We start from the raw sequence: 24,066 nt of genomic DNA, 5'->3' as shown, positions 1-24,066 counted from the left end.
GGAATAATGAGTTACTATAGTTGATATGCAACTTAAGCGGTATTGATTGCGCTAGGCTGTTAACTTTGGAGTTGGCGATTATTCAAGGATGAAATAATGGCATTAAAAAAAATTTCGTTACGCTTTACCGTTGGAACAATGTTCATACTCGCGACTGTGCTAACGGCTGTGGTTGCGGTCTCTCTTCAATACTACTTCAGTAAAAAAATGGCGACGGAGAATACTCTGTCAAAGTTGACGATGGTATCTCATGACCTGAGTGATTATATCGGCGCGATTGACTCTGACGCAGCCAACACCGCGCGTTTACTTGCTACAGTGAAACGATCTATCAGTAACAAAATATCGAAAGAAGAGTCGCGTAGTATTCTTTCTGAAGCCATTAAAGATAACCCTCTCTTTTATAGTATTTACATTGGCTCATCCGATGAAAATTTCTTCCAAATTATTAACCTAGAATCTGCCCCTGTCGTTAGAGAAAAAATAGGAGCACAACAAACGGATCGTTGGGTTGAGATTCAAAATATAGGGCAGGAGCGAGTCCGGACAACGAAATACTTTGACCAAGAGTTTTCCCTCAGAAGCTCAACTACGGAGCAGAGCAACTACTTTCCAACGACCAGGCCTTGGTATGTTGCTGCCAATGTTCTGTCGGTCGAAAAAACTCAGCCATATCTTTTTCAGCATTTACAAATTACCGGACAAACTTATTCTTTAGCGTTTGAGTCGAAAATCGAATCTGAAATTCAACATGTGATTGGTATTGATATTGTGCTGTCTTCTTTGGCTAACAAATTATCAGGTACGGCGCTTGGATTAGCAGAAGATAGTAAGGTTGAGTCTTTCTTATATTCGAAATCGGGTAACATTATTGCGTCTAACCTCAAGGTTAATAATCAGGAATCGGAGTTTGATGTATCAAAACTGATGCTATCATCTGAGCAAAAAGCCTTGGTTAATGATACTCCTCCGCTTTTAGTGTCTAATCAAAATGATTGGGGGCCGATGGACTTTTCAGTGGCGGGAAGACCAGACGGCTATGCGATAGACCTTCTCAAAATGATTGGTGGTATGACTGGGATCAGGTTTGAATTTGTGAATGGTTTTTCTTGGGGAGAGCTTGTTAATAAGTTTCAAGAAGGAACTATAGATGGGCTGCAATCGGTGCAAAATTATAAAAATAATGGCATAAGCGGCCTCTACACCACTCCAATCTATGATTTACCGTTTGCTATCGTGACCAGAGAAGACGCGAAGATTATTACTAATTATGCCGAGCTTGAGGATAAAAAAGTGGCCATTTTATCTGGGTGGTCAATTATTCCTAAGTTGAGAGAGGATTTTCCGAACATTGATTTAGTTGAATTTGAAAACCTAGAGTCTGCATTTAATTCAATTGAAAGCGAAGAGAACTTTGCTTTCTTAGAAGCAGAACCCGTACTCTCGTTTGCATTAGATAGGTTTTTCCAGCCAGGCCTTGTTGTCAATGGGACTCTAGAAGATCTAAAACAGAACTACTCAAACCAATTCCATTTGGTGCTGCAGAGCAAGCATAAACAATTGCTCCCAATCATTGATCAAGCTATCAGTAAGTTAAGTGGTGAACAACTTGATGCCTTAGCGAAAAAGTGGCTGCATGATACCGGCTTTAATACGAATACGACGGTTCCTTATACTGAACTTTATGATTTGACTAAGGAAGCAACGGTTGAAGGCAGTATGGTAAGGGTAGAGTTGAATGGCGAGATCAAGCATCTCTATTTAAAGAAAATAGACACGGGCGAACACTACTCTGAGTATTTTGCGGTATTGATTCCCGAATCTGAAGTCTTCAGTACAGTCAATAAACGTCTAGCAACCTCTGTTGGTGTAACGGTGTTACTGATGAGTTTGACGTTGCCTATTGCTTGGGTTTTTGGTGCGCCGATAGTGCATCCAATTCGCCAATTAGAGGAAGAGACTCATAAGGTTAAGCTGCGTGATTATGACAACGTGACAATTCTTGATACTCGAATCAAAGAAGTGTGGGAATTATCTGTTGCTGTAAAAGATATGGCTATGGAGATTAAACGACATGAACAGATGCAAGAGGCGTTTGTTGAGTCGTTTATCAAGCTCATCGCTCAAGCGATCGATGATAAGTCCGCTTATACGGCAGGGCATTGTAATCGTGTACCAGAACTCGGCTTGATGCTGGCTGACGCGGCGGAACAATCGCAGTCTGAGCACTTCAAAGACTTTGAGTTTAAAAATGATGACGAACGCCGTGAGTTTAGAATTGCGGCTTGGCTTCATGATTGTGGCAAGATCACGACACCGGAACACATCGTCGATAAAGGTACGAAGTTAGAAGCGAACTACAACCGAATCCACGAGGTGAGAACTCGATTTGAAGTACTTTGGCGTGATGCGGAAATCACCGCTTTGAGAAAACAACTTGATGGTTCGCTATCAACGCAACTGATAGCCGATGAACTTACGGCAACGAAGCAGCAGCTACAAGATGACTTTGCCTTTATCGCTACGTCGAACGTTGGTGGTGAGTTCATGAGTGATGACAAAGTCACTCGTATTCGCTCGATAGCTGAGACGACCTGGACGCGTCACTTTGATGATCAACTTGGTCTATCACCGATAGAGGCAATGAATCGTGAGCCGAGTTCAAGTTTACCAGCCACAGAACCACTTTTGAGTGATAAGCCAGAGCACATAGTGAAAAGAGATAGGCCGTTAGAATTTGACCCGAAACATCAAATTAAAATGGATGTGCCTGAGCACTTATACAACCTAGGCGAAGTCTACAATCTGAGTATTGCACGCGGTACATTGACTGCTGAAGATAGATTTAAGATAAACGAGCACATGCTTGGCACGATTAAGATGCTTGAGAACCTGCCATTCCCGAAAGAGCTAAGTCGTGTTCCTCGCTACGCTTCAACTCACCATGAAACACTTAAAGGTACAGGGTATCCAAGGAAGCTGACTGGTGATGACCTCTCAATCCCAGAACGTATTCTGGTGATCTCCGATATTTTTGAGGCGTTAACTGCTGCGGATAGGCCTTATAAGAAGGCGAAGCCAATCAGTGTTGCTGTCGACATCATGTACAAAATGGCGTTGGACGAGCATCTCGATATCGAACTGTTTAGATTGTTCTTAACCAGCGGTACTCACCTGCGTTATGCAGAAGAGTATCTCAAACCGGAACAAATTGATTTCGTTGATATCAACAAATACCTAGAAGTTACTCGTCAGATAGCTTGATTAAAGGTTGGCTTGTTAGAACGGGTTCGATGAATGAAAGGCGCACATGAGTGCGCCTTTTTTATATCTGTTTATCGGTGAGCTGGTGGATAGATACGAAGGGGGCTGCTTTTGACAAGTTTCGGCTATAAGTTGTCGACATATCGATTTCAAATGATTTTAGGGTAGATAGGGGGTTAGTGACTCTTACTCTGATTAAATCGATAAATAACAGATGGTTGAGTTGTTTGTAGTGTCCTTTTGGATTAGTTTTAATCGTCTATGAAAAATACTACCTTAGTCTAAATTGTCGACAATTGGCTTGATTGTCGACAATTCAATCGTGTATTTTATGTTCATGTTATGAAATTGTTGACAATTAAGGTTCAGCAATCAGAAGTGAGCAGCGTGAATATGAATACTGCGATAAAAGATCTCAGCTTAAATGCAAACACGAAGACACGTGTGAACGATAAAGAGAACACTAAATCAGAAAACCTCACTGAGTACCTCGTTGAGGCGATTGTTAACGGTGAATTAGCACCGGGCAGTAAGATCTCGGAGCCTGAACTGGCTAAACGCTTTGAGGTAAGCCGAGGCCCATTACGTGAAGCGATAATGCGTGTTGAAGGGCTTGGCTTGATTGAACGCATTCCTCATGTAGGGGCTCGAGTTATTACTTTTTCGGCAGACAAACTACTCGAGTTGTACGCGGTGCGAGAGGCATTGGAAGGCATGGCGGCTCGCTTAGCAGCAAGACATATCACACAAGAAGAGCTTGTCGGGCTTGAAGGATTATTGTCGACACACTCAAAATACATCGATGAAGTCGAAGGTTCTTCTTACTTTCATCAACATGGGGATTTCGATTTCCATTACCGCATTATTAAAGCGAGTCGTAACCGCAAACTGATTTCGCTGCTGTGTGATGAGCTTTATCACCTATTACGCATGTACCGCTATCAATCGCCTAGGGCTCAGTCTCGACCAAAAGAGGCGCTCGATGAACACAAATACATCCTACAAGCGATTCGTAATCGCGATGAAGAGCTAGCAGAAATGCTAATGCGACGACACATCTCGGGCAGTCGATTGCTGATAGAACAACAAATTCAATCCAAAGATCTTGATTAAGCGACCATTGGAATCTGTCAGCGGATCAGTGCTGGCGATAACCAAAAGCCGTAAGTCTTAAAGGTTAGCTAGAAATAAACAATTAACAGGGAGCGTCATTATGAAGTTATCAGCAGGAGCTAAGTTCCGACAAGCTGTGCAAGACAACGACCCATTGCAGATCGTCGGCACGGTCAATCCGTACTGCGCGATGATGGCAAAGAACTTGGGGCATCAGGCGATCTATTTGTCTGGCGGAGGCATCGCCAATGCGTCTTATGGGTTGCCTGATTTAGGCATCACCACATTGAACGATGTGTTGGTAGATGTTGAACGTATTACCAACGCGTGTGATCTGCCATTGCTGGTGGATATCGATACGGGATTTGGTGGCGCATTCAATATTGCACGTACGATTCGCGCTATGGAGAAGGCAGGCGCAGCAGCAATCCATATGGAAGACCAAGTGGCCCAGAAACGCTGTGGTCATCGACCAAATAAAGCGATTGTAAGTCAGCAAGAGATGGTCGATAGAGTCAAAGCGGCAACCGATGCTAGAACCGATGAAAGCTTTGTGATTATGGCACGTACGGATGCATTGGCGGTTGAAGGCATTGATAGCGCAATTGAGCGAGCGATAGCTTGTGTTGAAGCGGGCGCAGACATGATCTTCCCTGAGGCGATGAATCAACTCGATCAATACGTGAAGTTCTCGGCAGCGCTGAAATCAGCAACGGGCAAGCACGTGCCTATTCTTGCGAACATCACTGAATTTGGCCAAACACCACTCTACAGCTGTAACGAGTTAGCCCAATCAAGTGTCGACATGGTGCTTTATCCATTGAGTGCGTTCCGTGCGATGAACAAAGCGGCGGAGAATGTTTACAAGCACTTGCTAGTTGAAGGCAATCAAGAAGCTCTGTTGGATTCAATGCAAACCCGTAAGGAGCTTTACGAACACCTTAATTACCACGACTACGAGAACAAGCTTGATCAGTTGTTTTCAAGCGAAGGGTAAACCAGTTTCAATTAATCAAAAATCAACTTAATCCAATAACGTGAAATGGTTAGTCGCCAAATCCAGTACCGATGATAAAGATCATCGGGCATATAAATAGGCAGCACCAAAGAGTGCAGGCGGCTAACACAGAAAAGGAGTTCACCATGTCTGTATCTTTGAGTGATAAAGCCGCTGTCGAAAATGCTTCAAAAGTAGAGCAAAAAAGTGAAAAAACAGCAAACAAACCAGCCAGCGCACCGGCAATCGGTGGTGCTGGTCTACGTGGTCAAAGTGCAGGGTCGACTGCGCTATGTACGGTAGGAAAATCAGGAACGGGTTTAACTTACCGTGGCTATGACATTACCGATCTTGCTAACCACGCTCAGTTTGAAGAAGTGGCACACCTGCTATTAAGAGGCCATTTGCCCAGTGAAAAAGAGCTAGACGATTACAAAACATTGTTGGTTGGTTTACGTGGTTTACCTCAACCTTTGAAAGCATTGTTGGAGCTTATTCCTGCAGACGCTCACCCAATGGATGTGATGAGAACGGGTTGTTCGATGCTAGGTAATCTAGAGCAAGAATCTGATTTTTCAGAACAATTGCCTGCGACTGAACGAATGCTCGCGCTTTTCCCTGCGATTATTTGTTACTGGTATCGCTTTAGCCATGATGGCGTGCGCATTGATACGGAAGATCAAAGCGAAGCATGTTTGGGTGGCTATTTCTTGAAGATGTTGACTGACAAAACGCCTAGTGAACTTCATAAGAAGGTGATGCACTGCTCGCTAACCCTTTACGCGGAACATGAGTTTAATGCCTCTACCTTTGCCGCTCGTGTTTGTGCGTCAACACTGTCGGATATTCATTCTTGTGTAACGGCTGCGATTGGCACACTAAGAGGCCCACTGCACGGTGGTGCGAATGAAGCGGCAATGGAAATGATCCAAGATTGGCAAACCGCCGATGAAGCCGAAACCAACATCATGCAGATGCTTGCTAACAAAGACAAAATAATGGGCTTCGGTCATGCTATTTATCGTGAAAGCGATCCTCGAAATGCCTTAATCAAGCGTTGGTCAAAAGAGCTTGCTCAAGAGGTGGGAGATGAACAGCTTTACGCCGTTTCAGAGCGTGTTGAAGCAGTCATGAAGCGTGAGAAAGGCTTGTTCTGTAATGCGGATTTCTTCCATGCCTCTGCCTATCACTTCATGGACATCCCAACCAAACTGTTCACGCCAATCTTTGTGATGAGTCGCCTTACAGGCTGGACAGCACACGTGTTCGAGCAAAGAGAAAATAATCGCATCATTCGTCCAAGTGCAGACTACACCGGCCCAGAGCATCAAGACTGGCTACCAATCCACTTACGTTAGTTCTCTATATCGAGCCGACTTATGTCTTGAGGTGACTTCTGTCTTCATATGACAAGGCCTCAAGAACCAACGAATAGAATTTAACAGATAATGGTGGATGTATGTCTGATGTAAAACTTGAACAAGCTCAGTACCTTGATAAAAATCAGTACCGGAAACTTTTACCCGGAACCCATTTAGAGTATTTCGATGCTTGCGAAGCGGTAGAAGCGATATCTCCGGGCAGTTATAAAACCTTGCCTTATACGTCGAGAGTATTGGCAGAGCAATTAGTAAGACGCTGTGATCCTGAAACCCTTGAAGGCAGCTTAAAACAGATCATTGAACGCAAGAGCGACTTAGATTTTCCTTGGTATCCTGCGCGCGTGGTATGTCATGACATTCTTGGTCAAACAGCCTTGGTTGATTTGGCTGGATTAAGAGACGCGATTGCCGACCAAGGCGGAGACCCTGCCAATGTGAACCCCGTTGTCGAAACTCAATTGATTGTTGATCACTCTCTGGCAGTGGAACATGCAGGCTTTGATAGCGAAGCCTTTGATAAAAACCGCGCGATTGAGGAGCGCAGAAACGAAGACCGTTTTCATTTTATTGAATGGTGTAAAACCGCGTTTAAAAACGTGAGTGTGATCCCTGCGGGTAACGGGATCATGCACCAGATTAACTTGGAGAAAATGTCTCCAGTTATTCAATCTAAAGAAGGCGTCGCGTTTCCTGATACCTGTGTCGGCACAGACAGCCATACTCCTCATGTCGATGCTCTGGGCGTTATTGCGATTGGTGTGGGCGGCTTGGAAGCTGAGACAGTGATGCTCGGTCGTCCGTCAATGATGCGCTTGCCTGATATTGTCGGCGTTAAACTAACGGGTCAACGACAAGAAGGGATCACCGCAACGGATATTGTGCTTGCGATTACTGAGTTCCTTCGCAATGAGAGAGTGGTCTCAAGCTATTTGGAATTCTTCGGTGAAGGGGCTCGTGCTCTGACTATTGGTGACCGCGCAACCATCTCAAACATGACGCCAGAATACGGCGCGACTGCGGGTATGTTCTACATCGATGAGCAGACTATTCAATACCTGAAGCTCACCGGTCGAGAGCCGGAGCAGGTTGAATTAGTTGAACGCTACGCCAAGCAAACCGGGCTATGGGCTGACGATCTCGATTCTGCTCAATACGAACGGGTATTAGAGTTTGATCTGTCTAAGGTTGAACGCAATCTTGCAGGGCCGTCTAACCCACATCGTCGTTTGCCAACTAGAGAGCTGGCTCAGCAAGGCATCAGTCAAGCATCTTGGAAAGAGCAGCATGCTAAGCAGTACAGCGACGAGCAGATGCCCGATGGTGCCGTAATCATCGCAGCAATTACCTCTTGTACCAATACCAGTAATCCAAGAAACGTGGTCGCCGCGGCATTGGTGGCTAAGAAAGCCAATCAACTTGGATTAGTTCGTAAGCCGTGGGTAAAAACGTCATTCGCGCCAGGCTCAAAAGTTGCCAAGCTTTATCTTGAGTCCGCCGGTTTGTTGCCTGAACTGGAAAAACTAGGCTTCGGTATCGTCGGTTATGCGTGCACAACCTGTAATGGAATGAGTGGTGCGTTGGATCCTAAAATTCAACAAGAGATCATCGACCGTGACCTATATTCAACCGCTGTGCTATCGGGGAATCGAAACTTCGATGGTCGAATTCACCCTTATGCCAAACAAGCGTTTTTAGCATCACCGCCATTGGTCGTCGCTTATGCCTTAGCTGGTACGATTCGCTTTGATATCGAAAAAGACAGCTTAGGTACAGACAGCAACGGAAAATCGATCTATTTAAGTGACTTGTGGCCGAGTGATGCAGAGATCGATGCAGTGGTCGGTGAACATGTTAAGCCTCAGCAATTCCAACAAATCTACGTGAAAATGTTCCAGCCAGACGAGGAACAGGTGACTACTGAACCGCTTTATGACTGGCGACCTCAAAGTACCTATATTCGCAGACCACCTTATTGGGAAGGAGCTCTGGCGGGAGAGCGAAGCCTATCTGGTATGAGACCTTTAGCGATTTTGGGTGACAACATCACCACAGATCACTTATCCCCTTCAAATGCGATTCTCGCTTCGAGCGCTGCGGGGGAATACCTCACCAAAATGGAAGTGCCGGAAGAGGACTTTAACTCTTACGCGACCCATCGAGGCGATCACTTAACCGCGCAACGAGCAACATTCGCCAACCCTAAGCTGTTTAACGAAATGGTGAAGGACGCTGGAGAAGTCGTGCAAGGTTCATTAGCAAGAGTTGAACCTGAAGGTCAAGTTACGCGAATGTGGGAAGCGATAGAAACCTACATGAATCGCAAGCAACCTTTGATTGTCGTTGCTGGCGCAGACTATGGGCAAGGCTCTTCACGGGACTGGGCAGCCAAAGGTGTGCGTTTAGCGGGTGTTGAAGTGATTGTTGCTGAAGGGTTTGAACGAATTCACAGAACCAACTTGGTTGGCATGGGCGTGTTGCCTCTGCAATTCAAAGCGGGGACCAATCGCAATACCTTAGAATTGGACGGTACCGAGCTTTACGACGTGTACGGCGACATTGAAGCAGGTTCAGACTTGGCTTTAGTGATCACTCGTAAAAGCGGTGAAAAGCTTGATGTGCCAGTAACCTGTCGATTAGATACCGCAGATGAAGTGAATGTGTATAGCGCTGGTGGTGTGTTGCAGCGTTTTGCCAAAGACTTTCTTTCACAGTAGGAGCTAGTTATGAACATCAAACAGATAAAAGTACCTGCTACCTACATGCGGGGCGGAACAAGCAAAGGCGTTTTTTTCAACTTAAGTGACTTACCTGAAGCTGCGCAAGTTGCCGGAGAAGCTCGAGACGCATTACTTCTGCGCGTGATTGGTAGTCCAGATCCTTATGGCAAACAAACCGATGGTATGGGTGGTGCAACATCCAGTACCAGTAAAACCGTGATTGTTTCGAAAAGTAGTAAAGCCGATCACGATGTTGACTACCTATTCGGCCAAGTTGCCATTGATAAGCCGTTTGTGGACTGGAGTGGTAACTGCGGCAATCTGTCTGCTGCAGTGGGCCCATTTGCTATTCATAGTGGCCTAGTCGACTCGAATCGTATTCCAGAAAACGGTGTGGTCGAGGTGCGAGTATGGCAAGTGAACATAGAGAAAACCATTATTGTTCATGTACCTATCGCTGGTGGCGAAGTTCAAGAGTTAGGTGATTTTGAACTCGACGGTGTGACTTTTCCCGCCGCTGAGATCCAAGTTGATTTCCTAGACCCCGCCGATGCGAGTGGCTCTATGTTCCCAACAGGGAATGTTGTCGATTTTTTAGATGTTCCCGATCTGGGTTGCATCAAAGCGACATACATTAATGCTGGGATACCCACCATTTTTGTTGATGCTGAATCGGTTGGTTACCAAGGCACTGAACTTCAATCAGATATCAATAGTGATACCAAAGCCTTGGCTCTGTTTGAATCCATACGAGCACATGGTGCAGTAGCGATGGGTCTTATTGATTCTTTAGAACAAGCAGAATCACGCCAACATACACCTAAAGTTGCGTTTGTTGCTAAGCCTCAAGCGTACCAAGCTTCCAGTGGAAAATCGGTTGCTGTCGAAGATACAGACCTTCTGGTGCGTGCTTTGTCTATGGGGCAACTGCATCATGCCATGATGGGTACGGCTGCGGTTGCTATTGCTTCAGCGGCAAGTGTTCCTGGCACCTTAGTGAACTTGGCAGCCGGTGAGGGAAGTCGTGATTTCGTGACCTTTGGACACCCGTCAGGAACCTTAAAGGTAGGTGCGAAAGCGCTGCAGGCCGAAAGTGGGTGGAAAATAGAGAGGGCGATTATGAGTCGTAGTGCCCGAGTGATCATGGAAGGTGCCATTCGTGTGCCTTTTCCCAAGTAAAGCGATTGTCGTGAACGGTTAAATGTTCACGAATACAACGCTGAGAAAAGAGTGCACCCAAGTGAAACTGTTAAAAGCTAGTCGCTTGGACTAATGGATAAATCATGGAGGAGGCACTATGTCTGCTACGAATCGAATGACTAGAAAAACAGATTACATCACCGAGTATCAATGGGCGAGGGAAGACCCAAATTCGTTTTGGGAAACACAATCACAAGCAATTGATTGGTTTGAGTCACCTAAAACGATATTACAAACTGACGATAACGGAATTGAGCGTTGGTTTCCTGATGGGGTGATGAACACCTGCTGGCTCGCGCTTGATTACCATTGTGAAAATGGGCGAGGTGACAATACCGCACTGATTTACGACTCTCCAGTTACAGGAACTCAATCCTCGTACACTTACAATCAATTGCGTAACCAAGTGGCTAAAGTCGCTGGTATGTTAGCCACGCAAGGCGTTACCAAAGGTGATCGTGTGGTGATCTACATGCCAATGATTCCTGAAGCGGCGATGGCAATGTTGGCCTGTGCACGACTAGGTGCGGTGCATTCGGTGGTGTTTGGTGGTTTTGCCCCTCATGAGCTTGCCGTTCGAATTGAAGATGCCGAGCCCAAGGTGTTGATTACTGCATCCTGCGGTGTCGAGATAAATAAAGTCCTGCCATATAAGCCGATGGTCGATCGCGCGATCATGGACAGCCGATGGAAGCCTGAGAAAGTGGTGGTATTCCAAAGAGAGCAGTCTCTAGCCGAATTGAACAACGAACGTGATGTACTTTGGCAGCAAGCTGTTGAGGATGCTTTGCCTCACGTATGTGTGCCTGTTCTAGCGACTGACCCACTATATATCTTGTATACATCAGGGACGACGGGTAAGCCAAAAGGCGTGGTGCGCGATAATGGTGGTCATGCGGTCGCGATGAAATACTCGATGAGCACTATCTACGATATGCCGCAAGATGGTGTGTTTTGGGCGGCTTCTGATGTCGGCTGGGTAGTGGGGCATTCCTATATTGTGTATGCGCCATTGATTCATGGTTGCACAACCATCTTGTTTGAAGGAAAGCCAGTTAGAACGCCAGATCCGGGGGCATTCTGGCGTGTGTGTGAAGAGTACAACGTCGATGTGTTATTTTCCGCGCCAACGGCATTTAGAGCAATCAAGAAAGAAGATCCTGAAGGTGAGCTGCTCACCAAGTATGACTTATCATCGCTCAAGTCGATCTTTATGGCGGGAGAGCGTTTGGACCCGCCAACATTGGATTGGGTCGAGTCTCATACCAATAAACCGGTTATCGACCACTGGTGGCAAACCGAAACGGGTTGGGCTATCTCTGCGAATCCTACAGGGCTAGAGTCTTTACCTGTAAAAGCGGGTTCTTCAACCAAACCTGTTCCGGGTTACCAAGTGGAGATCCTCAATGAGTTGGGTGAAATCGCACAAACGAATCAACAAGGGTTTGTGGCACTCAAACGACCATTGCCGCCTGGTTGTTTACCCACGGTATGGCGCAATCATGATCGGTTTGAATCCGGCTATTTGAGTCAGTTCCCGGGCTATTATGTTTCTGGGGACGGTGGCTATCTTGATGAAGATGGGTATCTATTTATCATGGGCCGTATCGACGATGTGATAAACGTAGCGGGACACCGTCTGTCGACTGGAGAAATGGAAGAAATCGTGGGTGGTCACCCAGCCATTGCAGAATGCGCGGTAGTCGGTATTCACGATGACTTAAAAGGACAACTTCCATTAGGTCTAGTTGTGTTAAAAGATGGCGTAAAAGTCGATGGCATTGAGTTACAAGCGGAGTTGGTTGGCAAGGTTCGCAATGAGATTGGCGCGGTCGCCTGTTTTAAGCAAGCCTTGGTTGTTGAGAGACTACCCAAGACACGTTCAGGTAAGATCTTACGCAGAACTATCCGACAGATCGCAGAAGGTGAACAATATGTGGTGCCTTCGACGATTGACGACCCTACCAGCTTAACGGAAATAGCTGAAAAGCTCGGCAAATAGACGTCGCAGTTTAGGTAATCTCACCTTCGGCTTGTTTATTAATGCATAACCCAGTGTGATGGTTTACCTAAACTCTACTTTATTCATCCGCTTATCCATTGCGTTTACTATGACCTCATTATGAATCCCACATATTGAGGTCTTTTTATGCGAGCGTACTTTTTGTTGATTGCTTTACTGGTCAGTGGTGCTGCTAGTGCCAGTATTTCAAAGGATGAAGCGAGTAGAGCGTTGTTAGAGCCATTGAGTCATCCCAAGATATTTAAATGTGTGTCCAAGACTGGCGTCGATCTCTATCAAGCAGTTTTTGATATGGGCGTGGGGTATGAAGCCGACCCGATTAACTCGAAGATGATCGTTAATTCAAGGAAAGGCCGCTACGAATATCAAATCCTAGGCGCGGTAAGGTCTGAAAGAGCCGGTGAAATTGTCGTGTTGACTCGTCATGTGGGAGACGGTGTTAAAGTTGCCGCGATGATTGATGACGAAAATGGCAAGATACTGGGGATAGGCGATAAAAATCATTATCGAGATTGCGGTGTTAGGCCACCACCTAGCGCAGCAAACATGCAAAACTTTTGGTCTAAAGGCTAAGAGAGATATGTGAAAGACAAGAATTATTGAGAAAGCTCGATTGAGGCGACCTTATTGGTCGCCTTTTTTGTTGGTGAGGATAAAGCGAGCTCAAAGCTATATATCATTAATCAGTTATGTGATGGCTGAATAATACATAGCTGAACATGATGTATCGTCTAAACGTGGCTTTATTTATCTCATTAACGGTTCTGCTTAAGATGGCTCTACTCCAAACGAAGAACTAAGCGAGACTCCTATGAAATTCACTAAACCTTTTCTTTTAGCGACACTGATTGTGACTCTTTCTGGTTGCGCATCACCAGCAATGGATAACGAAAATGAGAATGCTGCACGTAATCGTGGTGCGGTAGGTGGTGCTTTATTAGGAGCAACAGCCGGCGCTCTAACTGGAGATGCGAGTTTAGCCGTTAAGGGCGCTGCATTAGGTGGTGTGACCGGTGGTGTTGCGGGTTCAATGAAAGATACGGACGATGCAAGAAACGCACAACGAACCCAAGTTACTGCTGATGGTCTAGCGCAAGACAATCGCACCGATGCAGAAAAGCGAGTTGCGGAAGTAGAGGCGGAAATTAAGCTTATTGAACTGGAACAACAGCTTGCTGATCTCAAAGAAGAGAAAGAAGATAACGGTGCATAAAGCTGAAGCTACAGCAAAAGCCACAACAAAAAACATAGCTTCGATATTCGTTTAATTCAAAATCATTCAAACAGAATGGCCACGTAATGTGGCCGTTTTTGTATCTAAAATACACACTTCAAACAATGAATTAATTCAATAACTTGTATAGATACTCACGCCAAGTAAACTAGACTCAGTTTAGATATTAATTTGGTTTGAGAAGCGCAATAGTCATGAATGTCACCTTAAGGGCCGCAAAGCACGCGGATTTAGAACAACTTAACGAGTTAATGTTCGATCTCCACCATCACCACCACCTTGCTAGCCCAGAGCACTTTAAAACGGCAGAAGAGATTGAGCAGGAAAAAAGCATTGCACGATACTTGGATGACCCTGAATGTTTGGTTTATGTGGCATTAAAAGGAGAGCTCATTGTTGGCTTTATCTCTGGGCATTTTTGTGAGCTTATCTCAACGGTCAGCAAACCAGTGCCGATGGGAAGTGTCGATGAACTGTTTGTCTTGCCTGATTATCGAAAAGAATCGATTGCTGAAAAGTTGTTTAACAAAGTTGAAAGTACTTTTGATGATTATGGGGTTGAACAAGTCTTTGTAGAAGTTTGGGACTTTAACTCGCCTGCCAAGGACTTCTATCAAAAAATGGGGTTCACACCTCACATTCAATGGATGAGGAAGGCTTTGCACAAAACGTAGACAGCGATTTTGTGTGGCTTTGATTACAATAGTTCAACTGCAACAGCAGTCTTCAATATTCTTCTATTATTTTTTAGGTAAACTCGTTGGTTATTCGATATTTATTAGCTTTCATACTGTCTCTTTTGAGTACTACTTCCGCTTGGGCAAACGACACTTTGCCCGATCATATCGCGGGCGCCTTGTGTGTAGTACGTGCTGATAACCAAATCGTGTTGGTTGATGAGTTGATCACCGGTCAATTGTCTCTACCGGGAGGCACTGTTGTTTCAGGTGAGCCGCCAGCCGTCGCGGCGCAACGTGAAACGTGGGAAGAGGCTGGTTTGTCGGTAACGGTCGGTGATGTGCTAGGTTATACCGACAGTGCCGTCGTGTTTGATTGTATTTCTGACTCTGAAGTGATCAGTTACAAGGCTCGAAATGAGTTAGGTGGCTTTGAGCTGCCGATTTGGTTTGCTCCTCATTATGGCGTGGAAGTCAGCCGAGCGATGTTACTTCCTCCTACTGAATTGCAAGATCACCAATACCGCTACCCAGAACAGTGGTCTGAGATTAACGAGCTGTTTTTATCTGCGACAGATCAACCGGTGACGTATGTGACTGAGCTGGTGGGCGCGGCACCCAAAGTCCATCAAGTTGAATTAAATTGGATTGTGTCACTTCAAAACACGTTCGATAAGATGCCAAGCGTATTTGCGAATACTGTGCTTTTGACTGACTTGTTGGCCAAGCCATGGGTCTTCATTGTGATATTGCCGTTAATTGCTTGGTACTTTGGCCGTAACTTCGCGTTGAAGTTTGGCTTCACTTTGATCTCGGTGACACTACTTACTTTAATCGCGCACCAAGGTTTTGGTTTTCCACGTCCACACGCTTACTTGCCAACATTGAAACTGGTGATGAGCAGTGGGTATAGTTTTCCAAGTCTGTTGGCTGCCTTGTGGGTCAGTTTAACCTTGTTAGTCTTTTGGAAACTAAAGCGCCTCTTGGAGCAAAAAGCCATTCTGGTAGTGCTCGCTGGCCTGCTGTGGATCATGCTATTTAAGTCTTATTCAGGTAGTGCGTTTTTTAGTGATGTATTAATGGGTGGCGTATTAGGCGCTTTAACGACGTGGCATATCGTGAGATTAGACGCGAAACCGGATGTTGATATTAGCGCCTTATTGAGTTCTAAAGGTGTTTGGTGGGCATTGTGCTTACTGTCGATTGTTCTGACGGTGATATGGCCACTGCCAACATTCTCATTCTGGGTGGCGATTTTGATGACGATTGCATGCCTAGTGACGTTAACAGACTCGAAACCTTTGGTTGGTCAGTTCTCATTCAAGATCGTTCTTGGAGTGATGGCGATGTTGTTAGCGGGAAATCTGCTGATTAGCTGGGCTGGAAGCTTTGTCTCTTTCAGCGGTATTGCTTCATTTATTGTTGAAACGTTACGTTTCCCAATCTTGATTCTGTTTGGTGTGGTGGCATTTCGTCTGCCATGGAAAAGAGAGTAAGCGACTCGACTAACACAAAATCAAAAAGGCTGTGCAGTGCACAGCCTTTGTCATTTCTGAAACAAGCAAAAAGTAATTCTTATTAGAACCTGTTGAGCGTTTATGAGTTGAAGATAAACTTCTCAATCGCGACCGCTACACCATGGTCGTCGTTGCTAGCTGTGATGTGATCCGCCAGTTTCTTGGTTTCTTCCATTGCGTTTTCCATTGCAATGCCAAGGCCTGCGTATTCAAGCATATGGTGATCGTTTTCAGCATCACCCATGCAGATGACTTCTTCCGCTTTAATGCCTAAGTGTTTCGCTATCGCTTCAATACCGACACCCTTGTTTGATTTCGGGTTTAGGAACTCTAAGAAGAATGGTGCACTTTGTACGATAGTAAACTGAGTCTTAAGCTCTTGTGGCAACTTACCGATGATTTCAGTCAGCTTGCTTGGTTCAGCGACAATCATAGTTTTGATGATTTCGTGGTCATCTTCTAGTTGAGAAAAGTCGAACTCGGTTATATCTAAGCAATTAATACGCGCTTCAATACCAGTGTACTCATTGTTCTCAGGTGTGATTAAGCCGTGGATCTTGCTGAAAGCATGGACATAACCACCAAGCTGTTCAGCGAGGGCAGCAATCTCTTTTGCGGCTTTACCGTTGCTGATCTCACTGTGAATGATCTCTTTTGTCGATACGTTCTGAACCATAGAGCCGTTGTAGAAGAGTACAAAGTCATCTTCGCCGTCAATCGAAAGCTCATCTAATTTGCTTTGCATGCCTTCTAAAGGGCGACCAGAAGCGAGAACTACTTTCACACCTGCAGCTCGTGCTTTGGCGATTGCGTCTTTGTTCTCTTGAGAAATCACTTTTTCACTGTTGAGTAGTGTGCCATCCATATCAAGAGCAATCAGTTTGTACATGTTGTTCCTTACTAAAAAATTAAAAGCTAACGAAATCTATGGGCGAAAGGATAAGGGAACTTGAAAGTTCAGGCTAGGGCTTTGATCAACTCATTTATCAGTACTCATTTGTTTGACCAAAAGGGGGAAGTGCTTTAAGGTCTGCGGTTGATTAATTTCATCAAATGATTGAGCTGAGGGAAAGTTGTACAAGATTAATGAAATGTTTGAAACCATTCAGGGTGAGGGCGTGTTTACTGGCGTTCCCGCTGTTTTTGTTCGTCTGCAAATTTGCCCAGTGGGCTGTTCTTGGTGTGATACCAAGCAGACCTGGGAAGCGTTACCAGAAGAGGAAACCAGCCTTGGCGATATTATGGTTAAGACAGAAGATTCACCTACTTGGTCAGCAATCGATGCTCAAGGAATCGTGAATGAATATATCAAGCAAGGTTACACTGCTAAGCACATTGTGATTACTGGTGGTGAGCCATGCATTTATGATCTTGTTCCTCTTACTGAAGCGTTTGAGCAGCACGGTTGTCGCTGTCAGATTGAGACTAGCGGAACATCAGAAGTTAAAGCCACACCGGACACTTGGGTTACGGTGTCACCGAAAGTGGCGATGAAAGCGAAACTGGAAATCTTAGATAGCGCCTTGCAACGTGCTAACGAAATTAAGCATCCAGTAGGTACAAGCAAAGACATCGAACAACTTGACGGTTTATTGGAGCGAGCAGCAGTTCCTAACGACACTGTTATCGCTCTGCAACCAATCAGCCAAAAAGACCGCGCTACTCAGCTTTGTATTGATACCTGCATTGAGCGCAATTGGCGCTTATCAATACAAACTCACAAATATTTGAGCATCGCATAGGTTGTATTTTTACTGGGCAAGATAAGTCGCTAGTAGAAGGTTCTCGTAAGGATTTAAGATGAAAAAAGCAGTGGTAGTATTCAGTGGTGGTCAAGACTCAACAACGTGTCTTGTTCAAGCATTAAAAGAGTATGATGAAGTTCATGCGATTACGTTTGATTATGGTCAGCGCCATAGACTCGAGATTGAAGTTGCTGAGTCATTGTCGAAAGAGCTTGGTGTGAAAGCGCACAAAGTGATGGATGTGACTCTGTTGAATGAACTGGCTATCAGCTCTTTGACTCGTGACGATATTCCTGTGTCTCATGAGCTGCAAGAGAATGGGCTGCCGAATTCATTCGTTCCTGGTCGTAATATTCTATTTCTGACTCTAGCGGGTATTTACGCTTACCAAATCGGTGCTGAAACCGTGATTACAGGTGTGTGTGAAACAGACTTTTCTGGTTACCCTGATTGTCGTAATGACTTTGTGAAGGCGATGAACTCTGCACTTGTACAAGGTATGGACAAGCAGCTTGATATCAAAACACCGCTAATGTGGTTAAACAAGGCTGAGACATGGGCGCTAGCAGACCAGTACTCAGCACTTGAACTTGTTAGAAACAAAACACTGACTTGTTACAACGGCATTGTTGGTGATGGCTGTGGCGATTGTCCGGCATGTGAACTGCGTAAAGTTGGCCTTAACGATTACCTCGGTGATCGCGAAAGCATCATGGCTGAGTTGGTTCGCAAACAGGCTGAGAATAAATAATTTCAGGTAAATCAATCGGTTCGTTATATGCATCAATAATGCAGTTTCGGCCGTTGCTTTTGGCTTGATAGAGTGCTTGGTCGAGCACTGAATACAAGTCATCAAAGTCACTTAATGCGTTTGAGGTTGCTAGATAAGCAAAACTCGCGGTCACATTAAGTGACTTTTTGCTTTCTGATAAAAAGACAGTGCTTGAAATGGCGTAGTGCAACTCTTCAACGCGTTCTCGTACCTCTGCTGGTGGGGTATCGGTTAACATGATGACAAATTCTTCACCCCCTAAGCGACCAAACAATTCACCATTCACTAAGTGTTTTCTAATTTGATCACTAATATGGACCAGTGCCCGATCACCAGTAGGGTGCCCATGCTCATCATTAATCTTCTTAAACTTATCTAGATCGAGCAGCACGAGCACATGCTGTTTGTCCGTCCCTTTACAGCGTTTCACTCTTTTGATTCTTCGAATTATCTCAGTTCGGCTATATGCTTTCGTTAAGCCATCAATTGCTGCTTTTGCGCGAACCGTTTTGTTTATCAATACCGTGAAGCTTGCAGCGCAAAGCAACAGAATAACAACGATGTTGTACATCCATCTTTGATGTTCCATTTTTTCAATTTGAACGCGGTCGAGTTTCGTCTGATGTGTCAGGAAAGAGCTTTCTAGTTCTTGTTCATATTTGGCGTGCGTCAGGCCGAGCGCTTCGAGTGCGAGTCGATTGTCGATATCTCTAGCTTCCATTTGTATTGACGAGTATCGCTGGTAGAAATAGAAAGCTTGTTGGTAATCGCTGAGTGATTGATGAATATCAGAAAGCTGAAGAAGTGACTGCGCGATGTATTTATGCCTTGTGACTTGTTCAGCTAATTCTAGCGCTTGTTGAGCATAGTTGAGTGCTTCCGTTGGCAGTTTCTGTTCTTCGAACATATCGCTGATCGCCAAGTAAGCATTGATGCGAATGACATCATTGCTCAGTTCGCTCGAAGCTGAAAGAGACTCAATTAGGTAGGTTCTCGCCACATCATAGTTTTTCGTTTGAGTGTACGCTTTTCCTAAGCCAAGACTTGTGAGTGCAATACCGTAGCTATGCGACGTTGAGCTCAGCAGTGTTCTTGCTGTCTGAAAGTGGTGAATTGCTAGTTCACTTTGCTCTTGGTTAAGGTAGAGATCCGCAAGGCTGTGATGCACTTGTGCTTTCATTAAATCTGAAGCGTTTACTCTGAGAATGAGAGCTTGCTCTAGATACTCCGCCGATTTTTCATATTGCTTTAATTCTTTGAGCAAGTTACCCACATCGTTGTAAACCCCTGAAATATCATGCCCTTGTGGAAACACGTTTATTAGTGATAGGTAGGTGTCTAGTGCAGCCCGATAGTCACTGCGGAAATGATGATTGTTCGCGATGACTCGATAAGTCCCGAATTTTGGTAATACAGGGTCAGCGATGTCATGTAAATCTGACTGAAGGGCAGAGCAGTAATAGTTCGCTTGATGGTATTTAGCTTGCTCGTTAAGCGATCGGCATAGCTGGTACTTTAGTAAGGCTTTACCAGTTAAATCACTGCGAGATTGCATTTTCGCCAAAAGTGTTAGAAAGCCTTGTTGTGCTTGTTCATATTGGCCTTTGCCGTCTTTCCTCAGAGCAGAAATAAACGCTGTTTCTATCGCTTGGTAGTCATTGTCGTTTGAAGCGATTCCGTAGAACGGCTGATCTCGGTGGCTCATGTATTGATACAGAAGAGACGCAAGGTAAAGCTTATCTCCATAAACCGTTGAGCCGATGTAGCGTGTTTGCAGCATGTTTAATGCGCGCTCAGGAGAGTGGTTTAAAGTAGAGAGATAAAGCGCGTTCCAATCAGCATTTGGAGTAGAGCTTAGATTGGAGGTATAGACTGGTGAATTGTGGTCACGATCTGATGTTGATACTTGGCTATAAGAACAAAAGCTAATGAATAGTAGAAAGGTAACAAAAACGAAGTGATTCACAAGAGACGATCAATCAGATAAAAAACGATATTCTATTATTAGTTTGATGTTGCTTCAAATTTTGAATGGTGCGACTACGTGGTTATGCGAGGTAGGTCTCTAATTTATTGATACTAATCAGAGGTATATCGATCGCGCGAATCGTGCGACCGATATCGGAAATTAGATGTATAATTTCGCTAGGTCAGAAGGCTCAAGTTCTTTGCCTTCTAATGTTGCATTCCAGTTAGTACCAACAAGAACGCCGTCTTCAGCAAGAGTCAGTAACCAATCTTCTACAAAGATATCTAGTGGAATTTCTAATACTTCGAAGTCAGCCCACTCTTCAACGTTGTGAGTTTGAGCATCTTCTTTTGAAGACCAGAATGGCATCACTTCGCTGTTTTCGAATTCACTTGAGTCACATGCTAGCCAACCTTCTTCGTTGCGAAGGCCCCATACCAGTTTAGTTTCTTGTGTTTCAGAAACGAAAAGTTCTAGATTTGCTTGAGTATCAGCTGTTAGTTTGCTCATGGATTAATTCTCTATGTTGATAACGTGGCAAGATTAACATTATAGACGGCTTAGGTATATGCTATTCAAGGAATTATCACCATACTGAAACGTTAACTTAAGATAACGTTTCAGTATGGTAAAAGCTGGGTACGCCTACTTTTTAATTTTGGTGAAGATGTGCCATTCTTCTTTGATATTACCCTTAAATCCAACAACGGAAGCAACAACTTTTCGATGTAGTGCGTGATTGATTTGGGTGTCATCACTGCTGAATTCAGAATCACCATGACCTACGATGCTGACTCTAGATGGCTGAATACCGTTGCTAATTAGCGCTCGTCTTACATGTGATGCACGTTCTTTCGAAAGCTTTAGGTTATGTTCCGCGTTACCTACTTTGCTGGCATAACCTTGCAATTCAATGCTGGTACTTTCGTAGCGCTTTAAAAATGCCGCCATTTGGCGTATCTGCCCTAGAAAGACAGGGTTTATTTCTGTTGAATTATTAGCGAAGAGTATATGCAGCTCTTTCTTTTCCGATGACTCGAAATATGATCCACAACCGTCGTTATCGATCTCGGCACCAATTTGTGTATCGGGACATAAATCTCGCGCGTTTATTACACCGTCATTGTCATCATCTTGAAGATCGTAAATTTGAGTGACCGGCGGTAGAGCGCGATATTCGAATTCATCTTCGTTGTTTTCAGCTAAAGCATTGGCAGATACAACCATGAAGCAAAGCGATAATACTGTGTTGGTAAGCTTCATTAATATTCCACCTTTTCATTCCATTCTTCTGGGATCTCAACTCGTAAACCGATGAGTAGGTTACCAGTTGCGTTCATTACGCGATATTTTGCGTATTGCTCGTCATACTTAGCATCTAAATAGCCTTTACGAGCTTCGAATAATTCATTCTCAGTGTTAAGTAAGTCGAGAAGGGTACGTTTACCGATACGGTATTGTTTCTCATATGAGATTACCGTGTCTGATGCCGAGTCTACGTGGTCAGATAGGAACTCTTTTTGCTGAACCGTTAAATCAAGTGCGCTCCATGATAGACGTAGACTCTCTTCTACATTGCGGTAAGTACTTTCGCGAAGGTCCTTGGCTTTGTTGAGTTGGTAGGCTGCACTTTCTGTGCGGTCTTGATCCGAACCACCATTGTAAAGGTTGTATCTTAAACGAACCATGGCAGAAAACTCATCGCTGCTGCCTTCTGTACCACCGGCGTCATCACGCCAAGTTTGAGCGGCTTCAAAAGAAACAGTCGGGTAGTTGGTACTCTTAGATTGTTTGTATTGGAACTTCGCTGAGTCAACATCGGCTTGTGCAATCTTAATGACTGGATGCTGGTTAAACGCTTTTGCCAACGCACCATCAACGGTATAAGGAATTGCACCCGCATCTGCGCGAGGGAAAGTTAACCCTAAAGGAGATTGACCAACAAGTCTTTTAAACTGAGTATGCGTATCAAAAAGGTTGTTTTGAGCAGCAAGCAAATTCCCGTGCGCTTTCGCAATACGAGCTTCAACTTGTGACATATCTGCGGTTGAACCAATACCTGATTCCACGCGCTTACGAATATCGTTATATATCTCTTTGTGCGTCGCTAAGTTACTTTCCGAAAGAGAAAGCACTTCATAGGCTTTCACTGCATCAAGATAAACCTTTGTTACTTCTAAAGCGATGTCTTGCGCGTTAGATAGTAGTTGATAGCGCACGGACTCTGCATCAGCCGCAGTACGGTCAATATCATTGGATGTATTAGCGCCATCCCATATTAACTGGGTCAAGGTGATCGTTGCTTCTTTTCTAGTCAGATCGGTAGTGTCTTGGTTGGTTGCTAGATCAGTATGTTCATAACCAATCCCACCATCTAAGTCTATACTTGGTCGATAAGCACCACCAGAAGCGTCGTTAAGATAACGCTTACTGATATATTCGTTATAAGCACTTTTGATTTCAGGGTTGCTTTCTAATGTAAACGCAACGGCTTGCTCTAAGGTTTGTGCTGTTGTCGGCAAACTTAGCGCTATAGCTAACCCTAATGTTGTCGTTTGAATGTAATTCAATTTCCATCTCTCCAAATTGGACTGCATCTAAACCTACGCTTTTTAATGTGCTAGATACGAAATTTAGATGAACCGCCAAAAAAATAACGTTCGCTCGAGAAGCTACCGTAAATGGTTGTAAAGTTGTTAACAGTTTGCTGTGCGTTTTATGATGATTTTGAGAACGTCAATTTTACGTTTTTAGCTCTGTTATTTTTCGCAAACACAATAACTTATATTGATAGTGTGAGCACTTTCATTATTGTGTGATGTGATCAGCGTCATTACCTTGTCACTCGGTATGTTAAATGTACGATTCATAACAAATAAGGATTAAGGTGTTGCGCAGCCAACACTAAATCCCGAGTGTTGAACAAGCCCGAAGCCACTTTGTTAAGTAAATTGTACGATTGAACTTGAAGGGCACATCGCTTTGAGGCTTTTCTCAAGGCGAGCGGGGTCAAGATAAGGTTGCGATAGCAATCTTATCAACCAGTTAGCTATTTTTCGTTTCTTTCGTCGTCACATCTCCTTTGATTTCGTCAATGCCATTCTCCTTATTATCAAATGCCTTTCGGCTACATGGGTCGGCTCACTCCAACACACGCCATCTCATGCTCACAGCAAGGGCAGATTCTTATCGCTTTGCTCCTTATCGGTGCCGTTAGCGGCGGCATCATATAGACCAAGTTCAATAACAGCAGTTGAATGCGGGCTCTTAAGGCGTGAGCTTGACCACGTAAAAATCCGTAGTCTCGTACTCTCTGCAACCCTTTGGGCAGCACGTGTTGCAAAATGAGCAGCAAAAACTTCAGAATGGGCAAGGTGCGCGTTCGCCATGCATTGGTCTGACTCTCTTTATAGCGGAAGGTGACAGTATCATCTGTGATACTGATGATGTCTTCAT

At 44.6% G+C, this 24,066-nt stretch carries 19 protein-coding genes; 13 read left to right on the top strand and 6 right to left on the bottom strand.

The window, feature by feature from the left end; translation table 11 throughout:
• Window positions 1–96: 96 nt before the first annotated feature.
• The 11 genes from ACED46_RS13800 to ACED46_RS13750 all read left to right on the top strand — a co-directional run bounded on the left by ACED46_RS13800 (window position 97) and on the right by ACED46_RS13750 (window position 16,103).
• A complete protein-coding gene (locus ACED46_RS13800) occupies window positions 97–3,264 on the top strand; it encodes an HD domain-containing phosphohydrolase (protein WP_371721708.1) in 3,168 nt (1,055 codons plus the stop codon).
• Window positions 3,265–3,657: 393 nt separating this feature from the next.
• Entirely contained in the window at window positions 3,658–4,377 is a 720-nt protein-coding gene (locus tag ACED46_RS13795; protein WP_371721714.1) for a GntR family transcriptional regulator, read from the top strand.
• Between the two features lie 100 nt (window positions 4,378–4,477).
• Window positions 4,478–5,374 (top strand): methylisocitrate lyase, encoded by an 897-nt coding sequence (gene prpB, locus ACED46_RS13790; protein WP_017062292.1) that lies wholly within the window; start codon window positions 4,478–4,480, stop codon window positions 5,372–5,374.
• Between the two features lie 146 nt (window positions 5,375–5,520).
• Entirely contained in the window at window positions 5,521–6,732 is a 1,212-nt protein-coding gene (gene prpC / locus ACED46_RS13785; RefSeq protein ID WP_371721706.1) for a 2-methylcitrate synthase, read from the top strand.
• 101 nt (window positions 6,733–6,833) lie between these two features.
• Window positions 6,834–9,470 (top strand): Fe/S-dependent 2-methylisocitrate dehydratase AcnD, encoded by a 2,637-nt coding sequence (acnD, locus tag ACED46_RS13780; RefSeq protein ID WP_371721705.1) that lies wholly within the window; start codon window positions 6,834–6,836, stop codon window positions 9,468–9,470.
• A 9-nt stretch (window positions 9,471–9,479) separates the two neighbouring features.
• Window positions 9,480–10,652, top strand: coding sequence for a 2-methylaconitate cis-trans isomerase PrpF (prpF, locus tag ACED46_RS13775; protein WP_017062295.1), 1,173 nt, complete (start codon window positions 9,480–9,482; stop codon window positions 10,650–10,652).
• Between the two features lie 118 nt (window positions 10,653–10,770).
• Window positions 10,771–12,675 carry a propionyl-CoA synthetase gene (locus ACED46_RS13770; protein ID WP_371721704.1) on the top strand — a complete coding sequence of 635 codons (1,905 nt, stop codon included), beginning with the start codon at window positions 10,771–10,773 and terminating at the stop codon, window positions 12,673–12,675.
• Between the two features lie 147 nt (window positions 12,676–12,822).
• The gene (locus ACED46_RS13765) at window positions 12,823–13,269 is read left to right on the top strand and encodes a hypothetical protein (RefSeq protein ID WP_371721703.1); all 447 of its coding nucleotides are present in this window, start codon (window positions 12,823–12,825) and stop codon (window positions 13,267–13,269) included.
• Window positions 13,270–13,507: 238 nt separating this feature from the next.
• Entirely contained in the window at window positions 13,508–13,909 is a 402-nt protein-coding gene (locus tag ACED46_RS13760; protein ID WP_017062298.1) for a glycine zipper domain-containing protein, read from the top strand.
• A 215-nt stretch (window positions 13,910–14,124) separates the two neighbouring features.
• Window positions 14,125–14,604 carry a GNAT family N-acetyltransferase gene (locus ACED46_RS13755; RefSeq protein WP_009846623.1) on the top strand — a complete coding sequence of 160 codons (480 nt, stop codon included), beginning with the start codon at window positions 14,125–14,127 and terminating at the stop codon, window positions 14,602–14,604.
• 86 nt (window positions 14,605–14,690) lie between these two features.
• Window positions 14,691–16,103, top strand: a complete 1,413-nt coding sequence (locus ACED46_RS13750) for an NUDIX domain-containing protein (RefSeq protein ID WP_371721702.1) — start codon at window positions 14,691–14,693, stop codon at window positions 16,101–16,103.
• A gap of 100 nt (window positions 16,104–16,203) precedes the next feature.
• Here ACED46_RS13750 and ACED46_RS13745 read toward each other — a convergent pair whose 3' ends face one another.
• On the bottom strand, window positions 16,204–17,013 hold the full coding sequence (locus ACED46_RS13745; protein ID WP_017062301.1) for a Cof-type HAD-IIB family hydrolase: 810 nt from the start codon (window positions 17,011–17,013) through the stop codon (window positions 16,204–16,206).
• Window positions 17,014–17,197: 184 nt separating this feature from the next.
• On the opposite strand from ACED46_RS13745, the gene queE reads away from it, so the two are divergent.
• Both queE and queC read left to right on the top strand, forming a co-directional pair.
• Window positions 17,198–17,866, top strand: a complete 669-nt coding sequence (queE, locus tag ACED46_RS13740; RefSeq protein WP_346762947.1) for a 7-carboxy-7-deazaguanine synthase QueE — start codon at window positions 17,198–17,200, stop codon at window positions 17,864–17,866.
• 58 nt (window positions 17,867–17,924) lie between these two features.
• On the top strand, window positions 17,925–18,620 hold the full coding sequence (gene queC, locus ACED46_RS13735; RefSeq protein ID WP_017063822.1) for a 7-cyano-7-deazaguanine synthase QueC: 696 nt from the start codon (window positions 17,925–17,927) through the stop codon (window positions 18,618–18,620).
• Here the strand turns inward: queC and ACED46_RS13730 are convergent.
• The 5 genes from ACED46_RS13730 to ACED46_RS13710 all read right to left on the bottom strand — a co-directional run bounded on the left by ACED46_RS13730 (window position 18,580) and on the right by ACED46_RS13710 (window position 24,049).
• Entirely contained in the window at window positions 18,580–20,607 is a 2,028-nt protein-coding gene (locus ACED46_RS13730) for a diguanylate cyclase (protein WP_371721701.1), read from the bottom strand. The genes queC and ACED46_RS13730 overlap by 41 nt on opposite strands.
• A 162-nt stretch (window positions 20,608–20,769) precedes the next feature.
• On the bottom strand, window positions 20,770–21,120 hold the full coding sequence (locus ACED46_RS13725) for a DUF2750 domain-containing protein (RefSeq protein ID WP_017062305.1): 351 nt from the start codon (window positions 21,118–21,120) through the stop codon (window positions 20,770–20,772).
• 135 nt (window positions 21,121–21,255) lie between these two features.
• Window positions 21,256–21,873: an OmpA family protein gene (locus ACED46_RS13720; RefSeq protein ID WP_017062306.1), complete on the bottom strand. Its 618-nt coding sequence runs from the start codon at window positions 21,871–21,873 to the stop codon at window positions 21,256–21,258.
• Window positions 21,873–23,180, bottom strand: a complete 1,308-nt coding sequence (locus ACED46_RS13715) for a TolC family outer membrane protein (RefSeq protein WP_017062307.1) — start codon at window positions 23,178–23,180, stop codon at window positions 21,873–21,875. The genes ACED46_RS13720 and ACED46_RS13715 overlap by 1 nt, the downstream gene beginning before the upstream one ends.
• Before the next feature lie 557 nt (window positions 23,181–23,737).
• Window positions 23,738–24,049, bottom strand: a complete 312-nt coding sequence (locus ACED46_RS13710; protein WP_371721713.1) for a transposase — start codon at window positions 24,047–24,049, stop codon at window positions 23,738–23,740.
• Between the last annotated feature and the right edge of the window lie 17 nt (window positions 24,050–24,066).

It is taken from the genome of Vibrio sp. 1S139 (assembly GCF_041439475.1).
GTDB classification, from domain to species: domain Bacteria; phylum Pseudomonadota; class Gammaproteobacteria; order Enterobacterales; family Vibrionaceae; genus Vibrio; species Vibrio crassostreae_C.
Note: the sequence above shows the minus strand (reverse complement) of the source record. Positions and strands in the feature narration are given on the sequence as shown.

Bases quoted from the DNA above. Each gene is read 5' to 3' on its own strand.
- ACED46_RS13800 (WP_371721708.1), top strand. From the start codon at position 97: ATGGCATTAAAAAAAATTTCGTTACGCTTTACCGTTGGAACAATGTTC.
- ACED46_RS13795 (WP_371721714.1), top strand. From the start codon at position 3,658: ATGAATACTGCGATAAAAGATCTCAGCTTAAATGCAAACACGAAGACA.
- prpB (WP_017062292.1), top strand. From the start codon at position 4,478: ATGAAGTTATCAGCAGGAGCTAAGTTCCGACAAGCTGTGCAAGACAAC.
- prpC (WP_371721706.1), top strand. From the start codon at position 5,521: ATGTCTGTATCTTTGAGTGATAAAGCCGCTGTCGAAAATGCTTCAAAA.
- acnD (WP_371721705.1), top strand. From the start codon at position 6,834: ATGTCTGATGTAAAACTTGAACAAGCTCAGTACCTTGATAAAAATCAG.
- prpF (WP_017062295.1), top strand. From the start codon at position 9,480: ATGAACATCAAACAGATAAAAGTACCTGCTACCTACATGCGGGGCGGA.
- ACED46_RS13770 (WP_371721704.1), top strand. From the start codon at position 10,771: ATGTCTGCTACGAATCGAATGACTAGAAAAACAGATTACATCACCGAG.
- ACED46_RS13765 (WP_371721703.1), top strand. From the start codon at position 12,823: ATGCGAGCGTACTTTTTGTTGATTGCTTTACTGGTCAGTGGTGCTGCT.
- ACED46_RS13760 (WP_017062298.1), top strand. From the start codon at position 13,508: ATGAAATTCACTAAACCTTTTCTTTTAGCGACACTGATTGTGACTCTT.
- ACED46_RS13755 (WP_009846623.1), top strand. From the start codon at position 14,125: ATGAATGTCACCTTAAGGGCCGCAAAGCACGCGGATTTAGAACAACTT.
- ACED46_RS13745 (WP_017062301.1), bottom strand. From the start codon at position 17,013: ATGTACAAACTGATTGCTCTTGATATGGATGGCACACTACTCAACAGT.
- queC (WP_017063822.1), top strand. From the start codon at position 17,925: ATGAAAAAAGCAGTGGTAGTATTCAGTGGTGGTCAAGACTCAACAACG.
- ACED46_RS13725 (WP_017062305.1), bottom strand. From the start codon at position 21,120: ATGAGCAAACTAACAGCTGATACTCAAGCAAATCTAGAACTTTTCGTT.
- ACED46_RS13720 (WP_017062306.1), bottom strand. From the start codon at position 21,873: ATGAAGCTTACCAACACAGTATTATCGCTTTGCTTCATGGTTGTATCT.